We start from the raw sequence: 23,818 nt of genomic DNA, 5'->3' as shown, positions 1-23,818 counted from the left end.
AAAATTTACAAACATGAACATTCAAAGAAGTACTTATAATGCTGGTATTCCAGTGTTTCAGCACGACAAGTCTTTGCAGATGCTGACAGGCGGTTTTGTGCTGGATGTTTCAGGATATGCAGCCGGAGCAGTAATCGGCGCAGGTACCGCAATTTTGGTCGACGAGATCAATCGTACGGCCGTCGCAGTTAAGACTGCTACAACTACCAAAGCTATTGCGACTGGTAACACGGAGATTGAAGTGGCTAAAGGTCATTCACTAATTGTTGGCGATCAGTTGAACGGCAAAGCTATTGCAGAGATTGACAAGTCGGACACGTCCTTCGACAAAATCACTTTAGCTGCTGCATATGGAGCAGCTGTAGCAACCAATACGGCTATTGGCACCGGCAACGGAAATGCACTGCTTTACAATCCGATCAAAGTTGTACCGGGCAATACGCATTCGGTAGATGCTGTTGTAGGAGGATTGGTGTACGCACGTCGAATCGGTTATATCTCCGCGCAGACTAAAGCCAATTTGCCGAACGTAATTTTTTCACAAACTAAATAATCTGGCAGATGGAATTTCAAAGATCAGAATTATTAAACTTTCTGGCTAATGAGGGTATCACGCCAGATGTAATGTTGGAAGCAGCCGAAGCGCGCTTTGCTCCCTTATTCTTCCCTCGCTTTTTCCGGACGTTGGATCCAACCGTATCATTAGAATATGAAACTGTCTTGAGTAATGAGACATTGGAAGCAATGGCGACCGTAGGCTCAAGAGATAGCGAATATCCCTTGCACTCAAGAGCTGGGATGGACAAGCTGAAAGGTGAAGTCCCTCCTATCTTTGTTCGTCGTAAATTCAACGCACAAGAGCTCCGAAACCTTGAAATCATTTTAGGATCAAATGCTTTAGGATTGCCAGAGCGTTTGCGCCAGGTAATGGCTCGCGAGGTGGACGATTACGTTTACTCTCGCAATGCTGTATTGCGCCGTTTGGATGCAATGGTAAAACAAGCAGTATTCAATGGTACAATCTCCATCACCTTAGACAACAACCCTAATGGTGTCATTTTCGATGTTCCTTTGATTACTGGAGATAACAGATTAAACGCGTCTGCTGACTGGGACAACGTCGATTCGGATATTGTTAAAGATTTCGAAACTGTTCGCTTGAAGAGCTTACTTACCGGAGTTGGATTCGATCGCGTATTGATCAGCGAATCGAAGTGGTTCAAAATCATCAACAACAAATCTTTGCAAAACCTATTGAAAGGATTTTTCAATCCGGGATCAAATGCGCGTTACGCTTTCACATTGGAGAACATCAACGCTGTCTTGACGGCAAACCGTTTCCCAGTATTCGAGATTATCTCCGATTTAGCGTACGTTCAGGTAGATGGCAAAAAACAGGTGACGACTTCGATCAATGTGGATAATGCTGTGTTTATTCCATCTGGCGATTTGGGTGTAATTCATAATGCACTCGCAGACGAGCAGATCACTCCAGTTGACAATGTCACTTATTTGACATCAGAAAACGTGTTGTTATCTCGTTGGAGAGAGCGCAAGCCATTAGCGGAGATTACCGAAGGTGTTTATAATGCCTTCCCTGGTCTTACTCAGGCTAAGAACATTTTCATTCTAAACACTAAAGGAACGTAAGTAATGACGATCAATGAAGCCTTTCAGCAGTTTTTGGGAATTGACGTAGATGGCCGTGCGATTGATTTAGCATTGTTAAACGCCAACCTTGACGGATCGGGCAAATACGATGCTTCATTACGTGTCGCAGTTGAGCGCAGCACAATCGACCTGTTATTCCAGCAAATTGCTGTTGTATCAGAAACCGAGTCGCAATACTCCACGTCAAAGGATGCAAAAATAATGCGCGAAAGGCTTCTTTATCTTGCTCGTAAGTATGGTAGAAAGGATATCGTAAGCGCGCTAACTGGATCCGTAAAAATTAGCAACATCAGTCGCATAAGATGATCAAACGAAGAATCCACACGCTTAAGGCTGAGATTAAAACGTCTCCATCTGGACCGGTCACCGATGAACTTGGAAACATCACATTTCCTGAATCAGAAACGAAAACCATCGAAAGAAGCTGTAGAGCAGAAAGCAATACGGTTGATGGCCGGAAAGTCGTTGAGGATGGCGTAAATTACGATTACAGTTATCTCGTGTTTACGGATGTAGAAATTGAAAGCTTGCCCGTCAATACGAGCGTAGATATTTTTGACGACTTGAAAGGTGAAGTTTTCGGCAAAGGAGTTGTTGTGAAATTTGAACGAGGGCAAAGAGTAACCAGAATATGGCTAAAGTAACGTTCAAACCGATGTTCAATATGTCGGATATCAAAGAATACATCAACGACTTTCGAGCGCAGATTAATGATCACGTCATTAGTGTTTTGATCGATTTAGCAACAAAGGCAGCAAATGATGCAAGAAGCCATGCCGAATTCATCAACCACACGCATAATCTGAGAAGTTCTATCGGAGCCGTCGTTTTTAAAAATGGGTTGATCGTCCATAGTGATTTCAAACTATCCGGAAACGGTGGCGACGGAATGGCGAAAGGCGAACAGGTAAGCAAGGAAAACTTACCGCCAAAAGGAATTGGGATGATGCTGGTGGCAGGAGAGGATTATGCTTTTTACGTTGAAGCGAAAGACAACAAATGGGTAATCTCTGGCAGTTCCATGCGATTAGAAAAAGTTTTAGAGCGATTAGTATGACATCAACGGAAGCATTAGATCACGTTTTTTCGTTAGTATGGACCAGTAACATCAAAACAGCTATAAGTGGCCAGGTACGTCGCTATTTACGACCGACCAACAGTGTTAAAGAGGACGTAACGATCAATGTGCTAGAAACTGATTTCGATCAATTGCAGGGAGGAATAATGAATGTGAACGCATTTGTTCCTAATCCTGAATATGATCAAAAAGTCGATGGCAAAGTCATGCGTTTGAAGGACATTCCTGATCACGCACGAATTTCAGTAATTGCCGCTTTGCTGCACATTCTTTTCAAATTTAGCTACGACTCTCATAAAGGCATACTCGTTGAGATCGTAAACCAGCACATCATTACTGAAAACGAGCAAACAATTATTAATAACAGATTGAAGTTAACCATTAAAAATATTTAGCAATGGCAGTAGAAAAATCAAGCTTAGGATTAAAATACATTGGCATTTCCAATGTAAGTACTACTCCTTTTTCAGCTACTTACAAAGAGCTGGAGGATGCGCAAATTGATTCGGCTAGTCTGACCGAATCCGAGCCGACAACTGAGGATATTTACATTGAACAAAAAACCAATGTTTATCGAAATATCACAACCCAAATGGGCAGTACCGTATTCACAGTGCAGCTGTATGATGTTTCGGCAGACACACTAAACTTATTGAAGGGCGGTACCGTATCTGCTCCCACAGCGTCAGTAGGTAAGCGTTGGTCAAACAAGAACACAAATTTTGAGGTAACAAAGGCTTTGAAATTGATCACACTTGATGGATTTATCGGTTACATTCCTAATGGAAAAGTAACAGCAAACGTAACTTTCAGCTTAGCTAAATCTGCACTAGCTACCGTAACGTTGACTATTACAGCACAAGACCACGAAGAAGGAAGTGTAATTTGGGAAGAGCCACTAGCGAAATAAGTCCCTACAAAATCAAATTATCTTTTATAAAAGCTTCTACTTAGGTGGAAGCTTTTTATTTAAAGGGAAGCCGTAACTACTTCCAAATATGATTTTCCTATATTTGAAAAAAATCAATTATGAAACTTTTCTTTCCTAAATGTATTATTGTACTCTTAATCGTTTTCGGCTGTACACGGAGTAATGAAGATAAAGCACATACGTTAATTGAAGACTATATAGCAAAACATGCACACGATCCGGAAAGTTACGAGTCAGTGGAGTTTGGAAACCTAGACCCTGTTGATAATTTGGTTTTTGCGGATCAAAAATACCAAGAGCTTCAAAAACAACTTGATATTGAAAGCGATTTAGATATAAAATTACAAATTATAGATGAGCTCAGACAAATGTTAGATTCCAAAGAGTACGGAGAAGGTTTCGCCGTAATACACACATATAGAGCTAAAAATTCGTTTGGTGCGAAAACTCTATCGACAACTAGGTTCTACATAAATAAAGATTTATCCAAAGTTGTCGGTTACGAGAACGAGTAAATAATTTCTAAAAAATTTTAAAAAGAAAATATGAAAAAATTATTGGCATTTACATTTTTAATACTAGTTCTCTTTCCCAGCTGTTCCAAAGACGATAACAGCTCCAATCAGGATTATAGCACTCAAATATTGGGAACTTGGGAAATGACTCACTACGATGGCCGTAAGGTTTCGGATAATCCAGATGTTTTCCCGGACAGAACTACCATCACATTTCAGTCGGGAGGAACATATTCAGGAACCGGTATGTTTGGCGGCGGATCCGGAACTTATACATTAAGCGGAAACACGATCACCACCAAAGTTGACGGTTTGACATTCATAACTTACAGGATAAAATCTATCAACGGAGATACTGCCGATCTAACAATGAACATTGAGCAGACTAGTGCAGACATACGTGCTGCTCGTGTGAGATAGCGTTCCAAATTCAAAGTTTTTTAATCACATAATGTAATGGGAGGGTATTAATATCCTCCCTTTTTTGTGCGCTGAAATCTTATTCTAAATTTTGAAATATAATTGTCGATTATTAAAATTATATGAACGCTTCACGCATAAATGATGCTATTGCTGAGGATAAGTTGGAATTTACATTTCATCTGAAAGTCTCCAACTGGTTTGAAAAGATCTTGGTCAAGTTTAAGCTTCGATCATTAAAAAAAACAGTGCACATCTCCCCTATTACACTTGGCGCGAGATTCCTTTATAGCAAATACGCGCTTCAATTGGATGTTTTGGAAAATGGAAAAGGTCTGTCGGCGGAGCGTACTGGCTTGATCATGTCGAAAATACATACCGATAACCTAGTGATGGCCATCGCTATCGTTATACATAACTCCGAAAGCAAGCCACCTAAATGGATGGTCCGAGAGGTACGAAACCTGAATCAACAACAACTTTTGGAATTAATCGGATTCGTAAAAAAAAGCTTAGACACCGATTCTTTTCTAAATTCTATCATCTCGCTGAACGGGATGAGCCTACAAACGGAGGAGATAATAGCCGCCGAAAACGCAAACCCGGTAAGTACAAAATAAACTATTGGGAAATCGTAGGTAACGCCATCAAATATTGGCGATTCACCTATAAACAAACGCTTTGGGATATCTCCTATCAAAATTTAATGATACTGAATATGAGCATCCCTAGATTCGATAAGGACGGAAATAAGATCGAAGCTCCAACAGAATTAAGCGGTCAAGATCTGGTAAACAGATTCGGTAAACGGAAACAGTGATCATGGAAAAGGAAAGAGAGTATGTTTTGAAACACATGAATAGACTTTATTCATGTGGTTTTGGTATTGATGAAGCTAAATTGGCTCAAAGCATCGAAGATCTTATCGGTATAATGAAAACTCCTAAAGGGGTTGAACATTGCATGAAATTCCAATTCCCTGACACGAACATCTTACTTCAACACGAGCGTCTTTTGATGGAAAATCATGTTTTTGTTGATGGCCATCACACTATTGAAAACCCTCGTTTGGTATTAGCTTTCGGTGGCACGGTTTCCATATTGGTTGATAAATACAGCATTTGTGAAGTGTATGCTACCAACGATGCAGTTGTGAAGTTAATAGCAAAAGATAATGCTTTCGTAACAGTGGAAACTTACCACGATTCGACCGTTATCGAAACACAGAATGACAAATCTAGAATAAGAATATTCAAAAGATAATGGCGATAGAATTAAACGGTAAACCACTCAAATTCACCGCCGAGTTCGATAGTAAACAGGCCGAACAAAGCATTGAGCAATTTTTGGGCAAGCTAAAAAAAATGAGTTCCAAAAACATTGCTACTGATTCTGTGGACAAAGTCGCATCGAAAGCTTCTGAAAAATATGAAAACATTTTGTCTGGCGCGACATCCGCATTCAATGCTTTTTCAGATTCATCAAAAGATTTCTACACAAATATTGCTCAAGGAGAAATGCAACTGCAGAAGATCCGCAATGAGCAAAATGCATTGAACAAGGAACTTCGTCAAGGTCTGGTAACTGATGAAGAATACATCAAGAAAACAGCACAATTAAACAAAGTCCGCGATGAATTCTCTAGAAAAATCAAACAAAACAAAGCTGACTTACAACAATATGCTGCTGCACAAAATGCCAGTAATCCAAAGTTTACACGTCAAGATACATTAAATGAACTTGCAGGTGCACACACTGTCGGCAGCGGTGGCCAACAATTAAACGCTACCGACGCGTTAGCTGCTGTAACACAACAAAGCCTTGATAAGCTAAATGCAGAATTACTAGAACTCGATAAAAACCTAAAAAAAGGCGCTATTACCAATGAAGAGTATGCTAAAAGTGCTGGGGCTATAAATAACAAGATTAAAGAGGTTACTTTAAATCAAGAACATTTTAATCAGAATGCAGGTAAAAACGCACTACCAGCGAAAGAGTTACAACAGCAAAAAGATATTCTGGATGTTATCTCGGAAGAATACAAAGAGATGGTTGAAGATGCTACTAGTGCATTTCAGACTATTAGTACAGATGCTAAATTTTTAAACAATAAACTTGCTGAACTACGCCAAGAAAGTAAGGATTTAAACAGTGCGCAAAAGCAACTTGATTCTGCTTACAAGAATGGCGAAATCACCCAAAAACAATATCTACAAGGCAGTCGTGACTTAGGTGTACAGCAAAATGAAGTTCGAAAACGAATTTCCGAGACTCGAAATGAGATCAACCAACTTGATAATGCCGAACGTAAATCAATAGGATCACTGGCAGAAAAAACGGCTCGGCTTACTCAAATTCAGCAGAAATATAGCCAACTATCACAGGAGCAAAGAGAAAACATCCATGTTGGTGGAAAGCTCCGTGAAGAATACAGGAAAATAAGCGCAGAGGTTCAAAAACTAAACAATGAACTGTCTGGCACTAAATCTCAGGGAATCGGAAATGTCTTTAATTCCATAAGAGGAATTGCTGGTGCGATGGGTATTGCGTTTGGCGCTCAACAACTAATATCATTTGGCAAAGAACTGTTTAGCATCGCTAGAGAAGCCGAAGGTATAGAGTTGAGATTTGCAAAGATTGGAGATACCACTGGTTTGGAGAAGCTTCGCACAGCCACTCGAAATACAGTATCTGATCTGGAATTAATGAAACTGGCCGTCAATGCTGATAACTTCCGTATCCCAATGGATGTGCTGGCAAAAGGTCTTGAATTTGCAACACGAAGAGCATCAGAAACAGGTCAAAGTGTTGATTATCTAGTTAATTCATTCGTTACAGGATTAGGCCGTAAATCAAAGCTTATTCTTGATAACCTTGGTATATCTGCAACAGAACTAAACGAAGAAATTCAAAAGACAGGAGATTTCGCTACAGGTGTTGGGAACATTATCGACAGAGAAATGCGTAAGTCTGGTGAAGCAGTTGATACTCTTTCAGAGAAGACAAATCGGTTATCTACAATATGGCAGAATTTTAAAAAAGATTTGTCCTCTAACTTTAACAAAGTTTTTAATCCTGGTGCACCAGATACAAAAATGGTCGAGAAGCTAACACAATCCTACAAACAAGGCTTTGAGGATATTAGGAAATACTCAACTGACACCAGAAGAGCATTTGTCAAAGACCAAGAAATACAATTAGCATCCATCAATAGCCAGTTATCCAAGCTAGTACTTAACAACCCGGAGTTTGATAAAATATACCAACAAGAACGTAGAGCGGGTCGAGGTCAATCACCACAAAGGATGCTGGATGATATGCGAAAGCCATTAATTGAACAACAGCAAGCGCTTCAAGCATCATTGTCTTATGCCAAAGGTATTACAGCTGAAATGGCTACTCAAGAACGCCAGTCGAAAAACATTTTCTCCCAAAATGAATTAGAGGAAAAGCTAAGTGACGCTCAAAATTTATATAAGAATGCTATCGGAGATAAAGCGCGAGCTGAAGCAAAAAAGGAAGTTGATAAATGGCAAAAGCTTTTAGATGGAATATCTATAAAGTCGCTGTCTTCTGCATCGAAAAAGAGTGAATCGGAAGCAAAAAGACTTGCTAAAGAATTAGCGAAGGACAACGAGGATCGCACTAAATTATTAGACCAATGGGCTAAGACTGATGCAGGTTACTTAAACAAACAATTGTCTCGTGATGAACAGGAGGTTCAAAGTGTCAAAGACAAATACGCTGAAATTAAAAAAGCTATTACAGAGCATAATAGATCCACCAAAGGCGATAAAGTATCTTTAGACGGTTTTGATGAGAGTGTTACCGGTGCCGTCGTATCTGTCAAAAAACGACAAACTAATGATAACAAAATCAAGCAGTATCAAGAAGACTACCAAAACTATGTGAGATATGAGCAGCTAAAGAAAGATGCCGGGCAAGCGTATGCGGAAGAACAGTATGGCAGTTTCAAAAATGTCGTCACCAAAATGCAGCAAGAGATGAATGCTTTGCAAGGAAAGAAGTTTTCACAAGGCCTATCTCCTATCGAAGAATCTTACTTGAAAGATTTAGAGGAACAGCAAAAAGCACACATAGAAAGAGTTAAAGAGGAAAGTATTCGCCAGTACACCGAAGCGCTCCAGCTTTCAATGGGGCATGATGAAAATATGTTGGCAGTCAGAAAGAGATACCAAGATGCATATGCGACACTCGGAGAATCTGCTACGGAATCACAAAAGAATACGCTCAAGGAAGGGTTAAAGGAAGAGCTATCCGCGCTCACCATTGCAAATTTGGAAAAGGAAGCCAATTGGGAGAAAACCTTTGGAACGCTCCAATATCTAAGTAAGAAAGCCTCTTTGCAAGTACTCAAGGATATACAAACTAGGCTTGATGCTGAATTAAAAGCTGGAAAACTGACCCGTCAAGACTATGATAGAGCGAGCAATGAAGTTGCTACAGCTGGGGCAAGTATTAACCTTGAAAAATCTTGGTCAGCATCTACTGGTGCTTTGAACAAGTATCGAGAAGCTATCAAAAAGTATGGAAAGGAATCAGCTGAAGCAAAACAAGCACAGGCTGGTATGTTTACAGCCTTATCGCGTGATTTGCAAATGGCAAGCCAAACGATTGGCGAAGTTGGCGGATTATTAGCTTCGCTAGGTGCTAGTGAAGGAATTCAGGAGACAGCTGCAAAAGTATCTGGATTAGTAGGAAGCATGAGTGATTTGGCGGCAGGAATAGCATCCGGTAATCCTATTGCTATTATTTCAGGATCTATATCTGTACTGACAAAAGTAATCGATCTTTTCAACACGAAAGACAAGAAGATACAAAAGCAAATTGAGGTTTATCAAAAGAGACTGGAAAGTCTTACTAAGACATACTCCAAACTTCAAGATCAAATAAACAATAGTGTAGGTGAAAGTTTCTATAAAGACAGCCAAGACGCTATCAAAAATTTAAAAACCCAACAAAAAATCTTAGAACAAAGCGCTCGGGCAGAAAGCAGCAAAAAGAGAGCCGACCAAAACAAAATCAGAGAATATCGCGATCAAATAGAGGAAAAAGAAAGAGAAATCAAGGAGATTGAGCGGGCAATTACGCAGAACCTAGTTCAAACTACCTTTAAAGACCTAGCAAATGAGTTAACGAATGCTTTGGTGTCCGCATTTGAGGCCGGTGAAGATGCTATAAATAGCATGGATAAAGTGTTCGATCAATTTATTAAAAACGCTCTTGTGAATAGTTTGAAGCTGAAAATGATTGAGCCTATTATCAATGATATGATTGATAAAGTTGCCGATTACATGTCAGAGAACGACAATAGTATTGAAGGATTTGATTTTGAAAAATGGAAAACCAAATTGAGCGATTCCTCTGATAATTTCACTGAAGCATTAGAAAAAGCTTATGAGGGATTAGGTCTCGAAAAAGACATCCAAAGAAGTGATAGTGCTGGCGAATTAAACAAGGGAATTACGACCATAACAGAAAATACAGCAAACCGCTTAGAAGCAGAATTCGGAGGACTACGGATTGCGCAACTGCAACTTTTAGAAATAACGAAACAGCAGCACAGCAGCTTTATGAGTGTCTCCAGCGATCACCTTGCAAAATTAAATGCCATCGAAAATAATACATTTCGAACTGCCAATAACACAGACCGCCTTGGCAACATCGAAACCGCCATCGTTGAACTCAATAAAAAAGTAACCAATGGTGATATGCTAAAGAGAGGAGCAGGATTATAATGGCGAATTTCCTAATTAACAACCAAGATACCGTTTCAGCTTACGGTCTACATTTCCTCAAAGGAACTTACAGTCAGCTAGACGCGATGCCGGAATTAAAAGATAACGGATTATCAATCGACTGGGCAAGCGAAGATGGAACAGAGCGATATCACGGTGAAAAGCGATTCCAAAGCATCACATACAATCTGCCATGTGCAATTTTAGCTACGAGCACGGCAGATTATGAACAGAAGCTTCGCGCATTGCAAAACTTCCTTATCACTGCTGGCGAGTTCACCCTAGACCTTATGGGTCGTTATCGTCGTTTTAAGCTATCCTATCAAAACATGACAGGCTTTAACCGAATCGGTAACAACGCGCAGTTCACGCTAGTCCTTATCAACGATCACCCAACAGAATACTTTACCATACCAGCATAGCATGATATACGAGATTAGAAGAGGTGCAGAGATAATTTGGTCTGGGAAAGCTGAGGGCAAGCAGTCACGTGTGATCATGCAAGCGGATATGGTGGAGGTTACCATCAAATCTCCTGTAGCTATTGCTTTTCAAAAAGGTGATACTATCCAGGTGTATGGCGACACATACAAACTCAATCGACCAGAGAATATTGCCAAGCAAAACACTCAAATTGGCTACACATACACAGTAGAGTTTGAGGCGTTGTACTATGATTTAGGCAAGTGGATTCTATACACGCTTGATGGATCGAATAAGCTAACCCAACCGGATGTATACCTTCAGGGAGAGGCACGTACCATACTTGGATTACTGGTTCAAAACGCGAATCGTGCTTCATCAGGGTGGTCGTTGGGAATTGTCGATGATACAGATGTAATTCAGTGGACTTACAGTTCCGCAAAATTATTGACGGTTCTTCAAGATGTAGCTGATCAGACTAATCTCGAATTCTGGGTTGATGGAAAAACGATCAACCTAACACGCCGCCAAAATGATACAGGTCTTTCACTTTCTTATGGGAAAGGAAAAGGATTATACGAACTAAACCGTTCAAGACGTGAGGATCCGATCGTCACACACCTAACAGTTGCTGGCGGTTCACAAAACATCCCTAATGGTTACGGCCATCGGAACATTCAGCCAACTGGTGGAAACCCGATGGTCAATCCATCATATCAGGACGGTCAAGATAGAGTCGAAAGCGTGATCGTTTTCGAAAATGTCTATCCTCGCTTAAATGCAAAAGTTACCGCGACAAGCGCTATCAACATCATCCGTTCGACAGACTTGGATTTTGATTTAAATGATCATTTACTAGATGATGGAACGAGCGCACAAATCGCATTTACCTCTGGTTTGCTTAATGGATTTACGTTTACCATTGCCAAAGATGGCTATACACATGCCAATAAGCAAATCTTATTCAATGCTATTACAGATGATAATGCGTATCCGCAAGGAATCCCTAATGAGCAATTGAAGCCTTCTGTTGGAGATACCTTTGTTCTTCTCAATATCAATATGCCTCAGTCCTATGTGGATCATAGTGAAGCTCGTGTAAAGGAACTTGGTGATCAATATTTCGCAGAGGAAGGTGTCGAGCAATACGATTGGACAGGCAAGCTAACTCCAAAATTCGTATTGGAGAATGAAGTGGAATTAACACTAGGCGGACTGGTCGAGCTGCAAGCGGAAGATATTGGTTTTAATGGTAGCATCCGCATCGATAGCTATACTCGCGATTTGCAGCAAGAGTACTTGTACGATTTTACGCTTAGCAATATCATCACCATCAATAAGCTGGTTCGCGAACGCAACATGTCGGATCGTTTGGCAAATACCGTTAATAAGGGAATCTCTCAAGATGGTCTGTCGACAAAGGCCACGTTTGCGGAACGTGCCGGATACTCGGCGACCGCTGGGCACGCTAATACTGCCACTACTGCAGCAGCAGCATTGCGAGCTGATCATGCAACGAATGCTGACAATGCTTTACGGGCAGATCTTGCCGATTACGCAAGTGATTCTGATAAATGGGATGGTCGACAATTTGCAGACTTTCTTAACCAACCTGTCAGAACAAACGACAGTGTTTCTTTCGCCGGAGTAACTGCAAATACTGTTTTGCGAATCCCCCAAGTATCTAACGCTGCAACTAATGCTCTATGGAAATCCGGAAGCTATGCGATGCTAGGCTCTGCTAAAGTTTGGGCAGGGCAAGCTGACTTATGGAATGGATATGCGCAGCCGGACTACGTTACCCAGCCAGTACGTGCGCAAGATTCTCCAAGATTTGCTGGTATTAGTTCTGAGCGTTTTGTCTCCGGTTTTGCTGGTGAAGGATATCGCATCTCCAAAGATGCCAATGGCACCGTGATGGCCGAGTTTGATCGCTTGACTGTTCGTAAAGACTTTACAGTTTATGAACTTATTGTGAGTCAAATCCGCGCGACAAACGGATCGCTTTGGATTTCTGATGCAATCAAGCTTGAAAGCGTTGTTAAAAGTGGTAGCAATTACGTATGCAAAATAGATACTGATCAAGGCACAATCTACATCCCATTTGTTGTAAATGATATACTGCGTTGCCAGCGCTTTAATGGTCGCAACATGAAGTATTATGTAGCACGAGTAACCGCTACAAATTACAATGATGGTACGTTCACTTTGGTTATCATCGAGGGTGCAAGCGTTCCTGAAGCTCGAGATGAAGTGGTACGTATGGGGAATACCACAGATCGAAACCGCCAAGGTGCGATCTATGCTACTGCTTCCGACAATGAAGCGCCTTATTTAGACGTGATTGATGGTGTTACTTCTGCATCATTAGCTGGCAAAACGAAGGTTCGCCTAGGTAAGTTGGATGGAATTGTTGATGCAGATTTCAATGCGCTTAGTGGTTATGGCATATATGCCCAAAATGGTTTTTTCAAAGGTAAATTCATGGTACAGGCAGGTAGTAACGTCTATACCAAGGGTGAGGCGAATACCGCAATAAACGCGAGTGTAGACGATTTGCGTACCGAGAACAAAGCCGATTTTAAAGTACTAGATAATAAAATTATACTAAAAGCGGATCGTACTGTTACTGATGGGCTGATTTCAAGACTTCAGAGTGCTGAGCAGATAATTACCCCTGATGCAATTGTTAGCACAGTAACTAAAGTCGTTAGAGTTGCCGGCAGAAATATGCTTAAAAACACACGTAATTTCCAAGGCTTAGAAAACTGGAATAATAACGGTGGTGGTTTAGCTATTTCAGGTGAAAAATACATTGATGGGTCTAACCTACTTGTATCGGACTTTCCATCAGGTATACGGTATGCGCATCCTATTCCTGTAAAAGGTGGTACAGAATACACCTATTCCGCAATGATAAAAGCACAAAATGCTAACTCAGGTGCGGCAGGTGTACCAATGCACGTTTGGGTAGGTTCTTCCCCTAACACTAATGGTGGTTTTATAAGTTCATATGTACAATTTGATCAATCATTAGCGGCTGAAACTTGGAAGAGAGTTTGGGTCACATTTAAAACAGCGGGAGGTACTAACAATACCTATTATGTCAGGCCACATATATATAGCAATTTAGCTACTGGTTGGTTCAGAGTAACTGAAATTATGTTAGCAGAGGGTAACGTACTATCAGATTGGACACCAAATCCTGGTGAATTTGAAGATGAATTCTCTAGAGCATTTACACAGATCAGTCAAAGTAACGATGCTATTAGTCTACGTGCAACTAAGAGTGAACTTAGTACAGCAGTAACGAATGCATCTAGTGATGCTACCAACAAAGCAAATAATGCGCAATCGAATGCTAGAAGCTATACAGATACTCAGATAAATGTTGTCAATAACGCGATTAGTTTAAAGTCTGACCAGACAACTGTCAATGGTATTAACACTCGGTTGCAGTCAGCAGAAGCTTCTATTACACCACAAGCTATTAATCTAACTGTACGTAATCAGGTTCAATCTTCATCATCAGGTCGGTTAATGTTTCGAAATCCAACATTTACATTGTATGCAGGCGATGCTTTTCGAACACAAAATGGTCTAGTTGTTTATGACAATAATCGTACTGGAAGTGTAACCATAAACAGAAACTTTAATATCGGTTCACAACCTACAGGTACACAAGCATTAACTATTACACATAGTGGTGGAAATACAGCTCCACAATGGGGCGGAGTGAGTTGGGGATTCCAACCAGTTCAGAATGGCATTTACAATATTAAGTTTATAGCTCTTATACCTGTAGGAAGATCTATTCATTTTCATACAAATGGTTTAGGGGCAGGTAATACTCATAGGTGGATGACTTCTAATGAAGGTACAGGTGGATGGTCAGAATATGTTTATCGAGTTGAATGTGGTACAGGTAGTGTTAGTACTACAGCATTCTTTTCAATTGCAGGTGGAGCAACACCAACAGCATCTGCACCTTTGTTGTGGCATATCTGTTTTGCCGCTGTCTATGATTTGAGCACAGTGGATGATGTACCAACAAAATCAGAAGTAGAATCAGGTATCAGTATCACTCCAAATCAGATCAGTCTTTTTAGCAAAAACATCTCTCTTACTGGTATGGTGACTGCCGATAGTATCCGTGCCAACTCTATTACAGCAGACAAGATCAGAGTCGATGAACTGCTAGTGCGAAGATTGAAAACATCAGACAATGCAAATAGAACGTCTCTAAATGAAGATGGTGATGGCTTATTTAAAGTCCGTCACGAAAACGGAACTATTGGCATTGAGATGGGATTGATCAATGGCGAGCCAACTATGATATTCTATAATTCGCAAGGTGCAAAACTATGGGAAGCAGGGCAGGCTGGGATTGTCTATGTTAATAGTACACCTGCTACCAGTACACCTGTTAATTTATGGCTGATTACTTCTGCTTCAGCGCTCAATCAAAATGATGCAAGAAGCTTACTACAATCCTCAAGTAATAGTCAAAATGGACAACCTAAAACACCAGTAGGAGCTACAAGATATTTATATCACGCAGGGAATAATCCTGAAAGTAGTCAGTATAAACAATACGAGGGATACCATACGGGGACACCATATAATAGTGCTTGGATACCTAACGGGTGGTATTGTGTAGGTAACGTATTTATGTCTAGGGATATCAATGCAGGGAACAATTATTACACTGTCAGAGTGATGAGAATTTGGGGTGGTAAGGTTACGGACAACGTAACAATCAATGATATATTCATTATGGGTAACACGTAAATCGAAAAGATGAAAAAGCAAAATAGCAGAATCTTAGACCTCAAGGAAGTCGGATTCACAGATTTGGAAGGAAACTTTACAGCAATCAATTTTGATCAGAAAGATCTTGGCAATACACTTTTTAAAAATGCTCAATCTATCGAGATGGATGCATTTGCAAAAGCGATCCATACGGACGGAAAAGCTGAACTGAATGAGGTTGTCGAAGGCGAATTAATCTCAATGGTGCAACACATGTATCAGCACCGCGTATCACAGGCACTAATAGAAACAATCAAAAAAATAAAATAGAAAATGGCAAATCAAAACACAATTAAAAGAGAGGTAGTAGTTACCACAACTCAGGAACAATCAAGAGCAGTATTCAATGAATGGACATTAGATTTCAATGTGCAACGCTCCGATGATCATGTACAGTCTATCTCTGTAAGTGGTTACAAAGATCAATCATCTGTAACTGCTTCAAAAAATGATCAAGGATACGTGAATATTGGTTTTAGTGCAGGTACGCGTGACAGCGTGCTGATGATCGCTATTCTTGATGAGATGGATGTGATCAGCAACATTAGTAACAATGAGAAAGATAAATAGAATAGTCCTGCATACTACTGCAGGTTGGGCGGACGAAACGCCAGAATCTATCCAGCGCATGTGGCGTGTGAATCTCGGATGGAAAAATCCGGGGTACCACATTCTAATTCCTACAGATGGATCCTTGGTTCACTTGGCCGACATCAGCAAGATTACAAATGGTGTTGCTGGCTATAATTCCGACAGCGTGCATGCATCCTATATTGGTGGTCTAGTTGAGATCAAGAACGGGAAGCACATCTATGGAGATACGCGCACACCTGAACAAAAGGATGGTTTCTGGTCGGCCATCGAATACTTCTTTAAAGAAATCGGGAAGCATCAGGAGATAGGCCATATATCCATAGTAGGCCACCGCGATCTTTCACCAGATCTGAATGGGAATGGGATCATCGAGCAGCGTGAGTGGATCAAAGTATGTCCAACATTCAACGCGATGGAAGAGTATGGATGGATAGCCGGCAATAAGGCATTGGAGCGAATGAAGCACCGGAAAACGTATTAAATAAATGAAAACAGAAGAGCAAGGCAAACAGCCAACTTTCATGCAGATTGTCAAGCATCCAGTGACTTATGCGCTAATTACTGTCGTCTCGGTTTTCTGGTCTGTGCTTTACTATGTCACGGATCGCAGCGATACACACACCAAGCAAATGACCGAGATGCAAGATAAGCTGTATAGGCAAATGATCGAGGAAGTCCGCAAACAGGTTACGCCTGCAGTAGACAAGGTGAAAGAAGCAGCTATCAAAGTAGATAGCGCAGCGGTGAAGGTGGATAGTGTTGCTCAACAACAGAAAGGGAAACGCAAATGAAATGGATAATTCTATTTGTGCTTATCGTCGCAGTTGGCGATGAGCCGCAAAGCCGGCCAGTACCAGTGCAACGTATTGCCCAGCCTTTGGATGAGCTCGTGCCGCTGCTGGATTCGCTTTCCTGTAAATTGGAAGGTATGACTATTAAAATTGAGAAGTTATGATACGTGTATTAGTGATAATGCTTGCATTCCTCGCGCTTACTGGCTGTGGAATATTCCGAAAGTCCAAGCGATCGGAAAAGAGCTTGGATAAGGTTGAGTCGACTAAGGACGTCAAAGTAAATACCGATCTGACAGTCAAAGAGACTGGTCGAGTGGAAGAGAATACGCGTGTGGTAAGTTCTAGCGATGGCCAAACAAAAGTATATACAAAGCCCGGCGCGCAAACGACTATTGCTCCAGACGGTACCATCACCACAGAAGCGGACAGTATAGTACAGAATACTAAGCAGCAAACGGATGCAGCTCGGAATATGGTCGGGGAAGTTTCACGTACACTAGACCATAAAAAGGATAGTGTAGAGCAAGAAGGCAAGAAGCAGGAACAGCGTAAAGAGGAGAAGGCAAGTGAAAGCAAGCCGTCATTCTGGTCAATCTGGGGAATGTGGATAGGGATTGGGTGCGCGGTGGTGATTGTGAATGGTTTTTTGTTGTGGTTTAGGATCAGAAAGATCTAGCCGCGCGAAAACTAGAAAATGAATAGTTGAGATTTCGCATTAAATTTCTATCTTTAGAGAATATATTAAAACACACACATATATACCTATTATGAATTTTAAGAAAAATATAAATATGGTCTTCTTTGCCATATTTTTGCTTTCATTTTCTTTGTCTTGTATGAAGGAATCTTACGTAGATTCTGAGATTGTTCCTAAAGAAGACAGTCTCCTTACTATAGCAAAAAGCTGGTTTCAACGCGGAGCACGTAGTGCAACGCCCAAATCAGATATTGAATTCCGAAATTTACAGCCTAACTGGGAAAAATATCAAGTTAGCCGAAACTCATCTGGACAACCTTGGATTTCTGTTCGAATGAAAAAAAGTCCTGCAAGCATTGCGTATCTTGTTGAAATGTCAGTAGTAGTCGATAAATATGGTAAGGCACATGGTATAATCAAGGAATTTGCAAGCAATCCTTATAAGGGCAATTCGCCTCTCACAATTTATACAATTGACGGCAAGGTTTACCTACAGGGAATGTATATACGCGATAAACGAGTCTTAAGGATCAATAGTAGTAATCAGTTAGGATATAGAGTTAGCTCCTTAGTAGTTGGTACTGACAGTAGAGCGGCTATAAAAAGAGCTAACGACCCAATTCGGGATATTGATGAGGTCGTTATTATGCCTCCTGAGCAAGGTGAGGGAGATGCTGATGGTGATGGCGATGATCACAATTGGAATCCAAATCCAGGCGGCGGCGGTGGTGGTAATAACAATGGAAATGTACCAGTAGCACCGCCTGAGGGAGACTCAGAGGATAGCCCAGAGGAAACAGAAATAATAGATCTTTTACATTCTTATCCGTGCGCGTCTTCAGTATTGCAATATATGAAAACATCTAACACTAAAATTTCTGATGCTTTTACCAAAACATTTGGAGGTCCACAAACAAAGATAAATATTACATTTTTGCCAAAAGCATTTCCAGATCCAAATTATGATGGAGGAAAATTAGGCGGTTATTCAATATACGATGCACAAGTTGCATTGTCTACGAATATGTTAGAGAATGCAACTCAAGAGTATATGTTGGTAACAATGTATCACGAATTTTGGCACGCTTATTTAGATGTTGAAAGATATCATTTAGGTAGTGCGGCGTTTGATGCCAAGTATCCTGAGTTGACAACTTATTCGTCTACTGATGGCAATCAATATATTTTGCAACAAAATGCGGATCATAGTCGGTTTAGTGACTTTTTTGAGTTAATGCGCGATGATCTTCAACTTTTCAATCCAAACCTTCCTGCGAATGTTGTGGAAGCACTAATAACTACTGGGATTATTGATGGTAGAAGTAATGATATGATAAATTTGAATAATAATGAAAGGCAAAGTAATGGTAATTCGGCAGGTACTAAATGTTAAGTTGGGAACTATAATATTGGCGATTTTTGCCCATATAGGCTTGTCCTTTTCCCATGAACTTAAGGTTATCCGTATAGATGCAGAAACTTCTAAAAATGATAATTATAGGATTTTTAACTATAGTTTGGATATGAGTAATCTATATAAAAAAAACCTAAAAGTAATCACATACAATATAGTCTTCCCAAAAAATGAAAACAACTATGAACGCATCTTACTAATATCAGTATTACCAGATCACACTTCGGGCGATCAGTGGACGAAGATCGATACTTCTGAAATGGAACTGCAAGACGTTCCTATTATCGATCTGCAATCACTTTTTGTTTCGAACGTTGGTTATACAAATGGTCAAATGAAAAATATAGAACGCAAATACTTTAACAAGTATCAGGTAGTTTTTCAAAATAATGGTGAAACTTATATTAGCAAGAACTGTCTATTGGAGCTTTTCGAAGTTAAGTCAGTTGATCCAATATTCCCATCCCCTTACGGTCAACTTAATTTGATGGAGTCGCCAATCAAAATAAAGGATTATGTAAACCAGTTCAGTAAACATTATTCTTTTTACAGTCCTGCACTTTCAGGATTTGTAGATGACACTAAAAAATTGAATTATCGTGAATGGTGGCGAATCTGGAAAGATTATTTGAGTGATAAAGTGAAATTTAGTGATGCTGTCGGATATAAGTTTTGGACGACAGCCTTCAATAACTCGAATCATAACCTTGACTTTAGCAGAGGTGTTGAGCGATTTATTTACATCCCAGAACGAGGAATCGTAGCCGGATCTTACGACTTTTTTTTCAATCCGTTAATGGAGGATGGAAATAAAAATGGAGAATCGGGCAATGAGATTATGCTAAGAAATGTTTTAGAAGAAAAAGTATCTGTAGCAGATGGTTTAGTTCTTATCGATGAATAAATTAGTCATTCTGGACAATAATCGAGGCGCTTACATATAATGCCTCGATTATAAAATCCTATTCCCAAATCCGATTCGTTGCTTCTCCAGATTCCTTCAACCTCTGCCAGGCAGCACATCTTTTCAAATCGCTCTTATGTATTTTTACCATATCAAACTGAACAATTAAAAATGCTTGAGCATCTATAACTACTGTTGCTGGGTTGATTTTAATATTAACAGGATGCTCTTTATTCATCAGGTCTTCGTAAAGCTGTTCTGGTGTTAGCACCATGCTGTAAATTTAACATTTTGATTTTGCTTTTGCGGAAACAATTGATCTATATTTGCTAATATTATTAGTAAATATCTATGGCTGATAAACCGGAATTAGTACCAGCTTGGCATCGTAAAGGGCCAGAAGTGATTGAAGTGCCTAGTCACATTATAGCTACTTATAAGAATGCATACGTAAATGGCTGTTGGATATACGATGCGAAAGACCGCAAGTTCTATACTCCATTGGAATTCATCGATAATTGGAAGAATATCTATTCGGAATTAGATCATGAGAAGCCTAATCCGAAATTAAAGGTAATGAATCCAATGGCAGCAGTTCGCCAACGCGCTGAATGGGTTAGGAAAGCTAGCGAAGAGTTACAGGCTGTACTTGAGAAGCTAGAAAAGTATAATGCTTCGTTTGAGAGGAAATCTAAGTGATTTTTTATATCGTATATAAATACAACTGTTTATGTAAAGATATTCTTTACCTTCGGATTACCAGATCAGGATATGACAACTACATCAAGTGAATTAATTAGAGATTATTTTGCGCAAAATCTCGCCGTGCAAACATTGGAGATAAAACAATATGACTTGCTACTACGGTTGTTTAATGCATTTTCCTTTGTAGTGAACTCTGATAAAGTAGAAGAGCTGATTCAATATTCGTCAGAAACTATTAATGGTCGTATGACATTTAATAGTGAAATCCCTAAGGTTAGCAAAAAAGCACTTTTCATAATGATCACACGCAATAGAAAATAAATAAAAAGTATATATTTACACCATGCTAGGACTATTCTTCGGAGTAGTACGTAATGTTTAGGCTGCCACCAATGAGTAAGGACATTGGTGGCTTTTTTTGATTTTCATTGTATAGCAAAAATATGCTATATTAGCTAAACATATTCTTCCCTACCTAATCCCAATAGGTACTACTAAGTTCATTTTGAAAACTGTCCCTTATAGTCCACATCTATGAGGGATTTTTTTTTAAAGAACAGCTACAGAGAATATCTCCGATTCACAATTAAGGAAATTAAATAGCATCCTGAATATTCGGGACATTCGTATCCGTACCGCGGATCTTAGTTACCTCGGTAGTACGGTGGCTGGCTAGCTCTCCCTTAAATGGAATAATAAGCTGCTCTATTTCTTGGCGGCCATCGGCAAATAGCCATGCATCGCGGCTTTCTTCAGGAACAATCAGTGGCATGCGTTTACCTACGTTGTGAATGTCGGCCATCTGATCATTGGCTGCTGTAGTAAGAATGGAAAATGTTGGGTATTCTTTACATTCTTCGTTCATCCAAATGTTGTAGGTGATGCCAAGGGTAAAGATCTTCTTTGATGGCATGTAAACGAAAAAGTTCTGATCATTGGTTTTACCATTAGTCGCATGTGGCTCAAAAAATCCATTTACATACAGCAAGCCCCGTTTATCTCCAATCACATTTTTGTACGATGCTTTTTCGAATATTTCTTCGCCTTTTGCATTGAGTGTATTTGCTGCTTTATTCGCATCTGCTTCACTTTTTACCCAATAAGGTATAAGCTTCCATCGTGCCGGAATGATCTCATCTACGTTGCTATTTAGCGTTACTGGAAGGTATGGACGCGTGAAGCCACTAACATGAAATATCTCAGGCTGATCGTAAAGAACGTCTTTACCTTTGATCGCTTTCTGTAATTCCTTTTTTCCGGGAGTAGCTGTATGATAGCACATAAGTAGTATATTTAGATACAAGTTACATCTATCTATGCGCTTTGTCAAATTAACTCATTACGAGCTGCGCAGGTTGCGCGACCAGGGATATAATATCCTTCGATCGACATCGCCATTAAGTAGCGATAATCCATCATGGTATCCGGACACTGTTAATTTGGATGATTTTATGCATTGGGGTAGTAAGGAGATGAGGCGTTTGAGCAGGCCATTTGAAGAAAAGCACCTATTGGTGATTCAAGATGCATTGGAAAATATTAATGAGGAAGATTTGATTGGCGAGGTATGGGTGTAAAAAAGCCCCTAAATGAGAGGGGCTTTGAAACAGTGATAGAAATATATAAAGAACTAATCGTGACCTTCAGTTTTGACTAGTTTGTTGTAAATCCCTAACAGCAAAAAGGGTGCTGCCCATTGACCTACGAATAAGGCGTTTTTATCTTTGCATAAGCATTTTAATGTTGCTGATATAGCCATTGATGCAACTGCTGCGCCCAAAAATACCACAGATGGAACTTTTGATGTCACATTTTCAATTTGTTTTGTAACCTCTCCTTCGTTTCCTGTATTAAATGCCATAGTTGTATATGTTTATGTGAAACAATCAATTTAATATAGAGAACGTTTGCTGGCTCGTATGGTTTGAAAATATTTGGTATTTAGGTATTCATACGTATGCACTATACAATTACGGTTAACAGTTTCTGAGCAATAACATGTTTACGAGAGCGCTTTAATTCCAATATGTCCCGTTTAATCCTAAAATAGCACCGATCCAAATGGATACAGCTAATAATATCGCTCCAAGGCCTATAAGCAGCCACTTTGGAAGCATGTGCTGCAGGTATCTAGTAGATAGATAGTATAACGCCCCACCAACCGCTCCCGATAATGGTATCAATACTAGTGGCTTTATGAACCAAAAAAATCCCCAGTCATCATTATGTGGCGTATTGCCATATATAAAAGGGCTAACTAGAAAAATACCAAGTGCTGCACCAAACATCATTTTGGCTTTTAACTCGTCTGAGCTAATTCGAAAAATCCTTCTACGTGTCATGGTAATTCATAATTTACGCTTTCAATATACGATAAAGTTTGGATCATACTAAATGGATATTTCACAAAATACGCAGTTAAAGAAAAAGTATCTGCTGGGACGAATAGAAGCATTGAAGAATACTTGTGAAGAGAATTTTGTTAGGAAGATGTGGTGTTTTAACAGAAATGTTATGTGTCAACAGCCTATTCAAGAAACCGCGTTTCTATTTATTCTAACTTTGTCATTATGAACAAACGCAATTATTTAAAGCGCTTCCTTACAGAGGAAAAAGTAACGTTAAGCAATCAGTTTCCTAAAACTATTAATATGACTACAGATGAGTTATATAATTTTTTCATCACTGAAATTTCTGCTCTCACAACGACAGGTGATTTGATAATCTCTAATGAATCAACAAAGTTTTGTATCAGTGAACATTTTAGAGGGATCGATATTCCTTTACTAGATGAATTGGGACTACAAAGAGCTCATGAAATTAAACATTGAGATGTACCAACGATGTGGATTAATAATATCAAACTGCTTTATTACGCGCCACCATCACCCCCAAATGAAACATCGTCTTAGCTCCAAACTTGGCGCGTAATGTTGTAAGGTGCTTTTCAACTGAACTTAGGCTGTGAGGTTTGATTCCTTCCGTAAAGAAGTCCTCAGAAATCTCTCTTTGGGTTTTTCCTTCCTTCAATTTTTTGATCAGCAGTTTTTCGAATTTAGTTAGTGTGGGCATGGTGTGAAGGTAGGGAGAAAAGGTGGAAG

Annotated in this window: 31 protein-coding genes; 26 read left to right on the top strand and 5 right to left on the bottom strand. The window is 39.8% G+C overall.

The window, feature by feature from the left end:
- Positions 1-13: 13 nt before the first annotated feature.
- The 22 genes from DC487_RS01370 to DC487_RS01270 all read left to right on the top strand — a co-directional run bounded on the left by DC487_RS01370 (position 14) and on the right by DC487_RS01270 (position 20,012).
- A complete protein-coding gene (locus DC487_RS01370; protein ID WP_116774170.1) occupies positions 14-553 on the top strand; it encodes a hypothetical protein in 540 nt (179 codons plus the stop codon).
- An 8-nt stretch (positions 554-561) separates the two neighbouring features.
- The gene (locus tag DC487_RS01365; protein WP_116774169.1) at positions 562-1,650 is read left to right on the top strand and encodes a major capsid protein; all 1,089 of its coding nucleotides are present in this window, start codon (positions 562-564) and stop codon (positions 1,648-1,650) included.
- A gap of 3 nt (positions 1,651-1,653) precedes the next feature.
- Entirely contained in the window at positions 1,654-1,977 is a 324-nt protein-coding gene (locus tag DC487_RS01360; protein WP_116774168.1) for a DUF6706 family protein, read from the top strand.
- Positions 1,974-2,315: a hypothetical protein gene (locus tag DC487_RS01355; RefSeq protein WP_116774167.1), complete on the top strand. Its 342-nt coding sequence runs from the start codon at positions 1,974-1,976 to the stop codon at positions 2,313-2,315. Before DC487_RS01360 ends, DC487_RS01355 begins: the two co-directional genes overlap by 4 nt.
- Complete coding sequence (locus DC487_RS01350) at positions 2,303-2,728, top strand: hypothetical protein (protein WP_116774166.1); 426 nt, start codon at positions 2,303-2,305, stop codon at positions 2,726-2,728. Before DC487_RS01355 ends, DC487_RS01350 begins: the two co-directional genes overlap by 13 nt.
- Positions 2,725-3,144, top strand: coding sequence for a hypothetical protein (locus tag DC487_RS01345; protein ID WP_116774165.1), 420 nt, complete (start codon positions 2,725-2,727; stop codon positions 3,142-3,144). The genes DC487_RS01350 and DC487_RS01345 overlap by 4 nt, the downstream gene beginning before the upstream one ends.
- Positions 3,145-3,146: 2 nt before the next feature.
- Positions 3,147-3,659, top strand: coding sequence for a phage tail tube protein (locus DC487_RS01340; protein ID WP_116774164.1), 513 nt, complete (start codon positions 3,147-3,149; stop codon positions 3,657-3,659).
- Between the two features lie 119 nt (positions 3,660-3,778).
- The gene (locus DC487_RS01335; RefSeq protein WP_116774163.1) at positions 3,779-4,195 is read left to right on the top strand and encodes a hypothetical protein; all 417 of its coding nucleotides are present in this window, start codon (positions 3,779-3,781) and stop codon (positions 4,193-4,195) included.
- Between the two features lie 30 nt (positions 4,196-4,225).
- Positions 4,226-4,615: a lipocalin-like domain-containing protein gene (locus tag DC487_RS01330; RefSeq protein ID WP_116774162.1), complete on the top strand. Its 390-nt coding sequence runs from the start codon at positions 4,226-4,228 to the stop codon at positions 4,613-4,615.
- 122 nt (positions 4,616-4,737) lie between these two features.
- Positions 4,738-5,235, top strand: coding sequence for a hypothetical protein (locus DC487_RS01325; RefSeq protein ID WP_116774161.1), 498 nt, complete (start codon positions 4,738-4,740; stop codon positions 5,233-5,235).
- Between the two features lie 202 nt (positions 5,236-5,437).
- Entirely contained in the window at positions 5,438-5,878 is a 441-nt protein-coding gene (locus DC487_RS01320; RefSeq protein WP_116774160.1) for a hypothetical protein, read from the top strand.
- On the top strand, positions 5,878-10,374 hold the full coding sequence (locus tag DC487_RS01315) for a hypothetical protein (protein WP_116774159.1): 4,497 nt from the start codon (positions 5,878-5,880) through the stop codon (positions 10,372-10,374). Before DC487_RS01320 ends, DC487_RS01315 begins: the two co-directional genes overlap by 1 nt.
- Complete coding sequence (locus tag DC487_RS01310; protein WP_116774158.1) at positions 10,374-10,796, top strand: hypothetical protein; 423 nt, start codon at positions 10,374-10,376, stop codon at positions 10,794-10,796. The genes DC487_RS01315 and DC487_RS01310 overlap by 1 nt, the downstream gene beginning before the upstream one ends.
- A 1-nt stretch (position 10,797) precedes the next feature.
- On the top strand, positions 10,798-15,588 hold the full coding sequence (locus tag DC487_RS01305; RefSeq protein WP_116774157.1) for a hypothetical protein: 4,791 nt from the start codon (positions 10,798-10,800) through the stop codon (positions 15,586-15,588).
- A gap of 9 nt (positions 15,589-15,597) precedes the next feature.
- Positions 15,598-15,879: a hypothetical protein gene (locus DC487_RS01300; protein ID WP_116774156.1), complete on the top strand. Its 282-nt coding sequence runs from the start codon at positions 15,598-15,600 to the stop codon at positions 15,877-15,879.
- A 3-nt stretch (positions 15,880-15,882) separates the two neighbouring features.
- Positions 15,883-16,179, top strand: a complete 297-nt coding sequence (locus DC487_RS01295) for a hypothetical protein (RefSeq protein WP_116774155.1) — start codon at positions 15,883-15,885, stop codon at positions 16,177-16,179.
- Positions 16,163-16,684 (top strand): N-acetylmuramoyl-L-alanine amidase, encoded by a 522-nt coding sequence (locus DC487_RS01290; protein WP_116774154.1) that lies wholly within the window; start codon positions 16,163-16,165, stop codon positions 16,682-16,684. Before DC487_RS01295 ends, DC487_RS01290 begins: the two co-directional genes overlap by 17 nt.
- Before the next feature lie 4 nt (positions 16,685-16,688).
- Entirely contained in the window at positions 16,689-16,994 is a 306-nt protein-coding gene (locus DC487_RS01285) for a hypothetical protein (protein WP_116774153.1), read from the top strand.
- Positions 16,991-17,158 (top strand): hypothetical protein, encoded by a 168-nt coding sequence (locus DC487_RS17175; RefSeq protein WP_165798994.1) that lies wholly within the window; start codon positions 16,991-16,993, stop codon positions 17,156-17,158. Before DC487_RS01285 ends, DC487_RS17175 begins: the two co-directional genes overlap by 4 nt.
- On the top strand, positions 17,155-17,673 hold the full coding sequence (locus DC487_RS01280) for a hypothetical protein (protein WP_116774152.1): 519 nt from the start codon (positions 17,155-17,157) through the stop codon (positions 17,671-17,673). The genes DC487_RS17175 and DC487_RS01280 overlap by 4 nt, the downstream gene beginning before the upstream one ends.
- Positions 17,674-17,764: 91 nt before the next feature.
- Positions 17,765-19,087, top strand: coding sequence for a hypothetical protein (locus tag DC487_RS01275; protein ID WP_133228308.1), 1,323 nt, complete (start codon positions 17,765-17,767; stop codon positions 19,085-19,087).
- Positions 19,044-20,012 carry a hypothetical protein gene (locus tag DC487_RS01270; RefSeq protein ID WP_116774150.1) on the top strand — a complete coding sequence of 323 codons (969 nt, stop codon included), beginning with the start codon at positions 19,044-19,046 and terminating at the stop codon, positions 20,010-20,012. The genes DC487_RS01275 and DC487_RS01270 overlap by 44 nt, the downstream gene beginning before the upstream one ends.
- Before the next feature lie 58 nt (positions 20,013-20,070).
- On the opposite strand, the gene DC487_RS01265 is transcribed toward DC487_RS01270, so the two are convergent.
- Positions 20,071-20,286, bottom strand: coding sequence for a DUF6965 family protein (locus tag DC487_RS01265; protein ID WP_116774149.1), 216 nt, complete (start codon positions 20,284-20,286; stop codon positions 20,071-20,073).
- Between the two features lie 77 nt (positions 20,287-20,363).
- On the opposite strand from DC487_RS01265, the gene DC487_RS01260 reads away from it, so the two are divergent.
- A complete protein-coding gene (locus DC487_RS01260; protein ID WP_116774148.1) occupies positions 20,364-20,711 on the top strand; it encodes a hypothetical protein in 348 nt (115 codons plus the stop codon).
- A 72-nt stretch (positions 20,712-20,783) separates the two neighbouring features.
- Positions 20,784-21,038, top strand: coding sequence for a hypothetical protein (locus DC487_RS01255; protein WP_116774147.1), 255 nt, complete (start codon positions 20,784-20,786; stop codon positions 21,036-21,038).
- Between the two features lie 274 nt (positions 21,039-21,312).
- Here the strand turns inward: DC487_RS01255 and DC487_RS01250 are convergent, their stop codons facing one another.
- Positions 21,313-21,999 carry an SOS response-associated peptidase gene (locus tag DC487_RS01250; RefSeq protein WP_116774146.1) on the bottom strand — a complete coding sequence of 229 codons (687 nt, stop codon included), beginning with the start codon at positions 21,997-21,999 and terminating at the stop codon, positions 21,313-21,315.
- 34 nt (positions 22,000-22,033) lie between these two features.
- Here DC487_RS01250 and DC487_RS01245 point away from each other — a divergent pair, with 34 nt between their 5' ends.
- Positions 22,034-22,294 carry a hypothetical protein gene (locus tag DC487_RS01245; RefSeq protein WP_116774145.1) on the top strand — a complete coding sequence of 87 codons (261 nt, stop codon included), beginning with the start codon at positions 22,034-22,036 and terminating at the stop codon, positions 22,292-22,294.
- Between the two features lie 53 nt (positions 22,295-22,347).
- On the opposite strand, the gene DC487_RS01240 is transcribed toward DC487_RS01245, so the two are convergent.
- Together DC487_RS01240 and DC487_RS01235 are read right to left on the bottom strand one after the other, a co-directional pair.
- Positions 22,348-22,578, bottom strand: coding sequence for a hypothetical protein (locus DC487_RS01240; protein WP_116774144.1), 231 nt, complete (start codon positions 22,576-22,578; stop codon positions 22,348-22,350).
- 154 nt (positions 22,579-22,732) lie between these two features.
- Entirely contained in the window at positions 22,733-23,059 is a 327-nt protein-coding gene (locus tag DC487_RS01235; protein ID WP_116774143.1) for a hypothetical protein, read from the bottom strand.
- 228 nt (positions 23,060-23,287) lie between these two features.
- Here DC487_RS01235 and DC487_RS01225 point away from each other — a divergent pair, with 228 nt between their 5' ends.
- Positions 23,288-23,548, top strand: coding sequence for a hypothetical protein (locus DC487_RS01225; protein ID WP_116774141.1), 261 nt, complete (start codon positions 23,288-23,290; stop codon positions 23,546-23,548).
- Between the two features lie 28 nt (positions 23,549-23,576).
- Here the strand turns inward: DC487_RS01225 and DC487_RS01220 are convergent, their stop codons facing one another.
- The gene (locus DC487_RS01220; protein ID WP_116774140.1) at positions 23,577-23,789 is read right to left on the bottom strand and encodes a helix-turn-helix transcriptional regulator; all 213 of its coding nucleotides are present in this window, start codon (positions 23,787-23,789) and stop codon (positions 23,577-23,579) included.
- Positions 23,790-23,818 lie beyond the last annotated feature (29 nt).

The sequence above is a fragment of the Sphingobacterium corticibacter genome, assembly GCF_003076635.1.
In the GTDB taxonomy this organism is placed as follows: domain Bacteria; phylum Bacteroidota; class Bacteroidia; order Sphingobacteriales; family Sphingobacteriaceae; genus Sphingobacterium; species Sphingobacterium corticibacter.
This window is presented reverse-complemented; position numbering and strand designations above follow the sequence as displayed.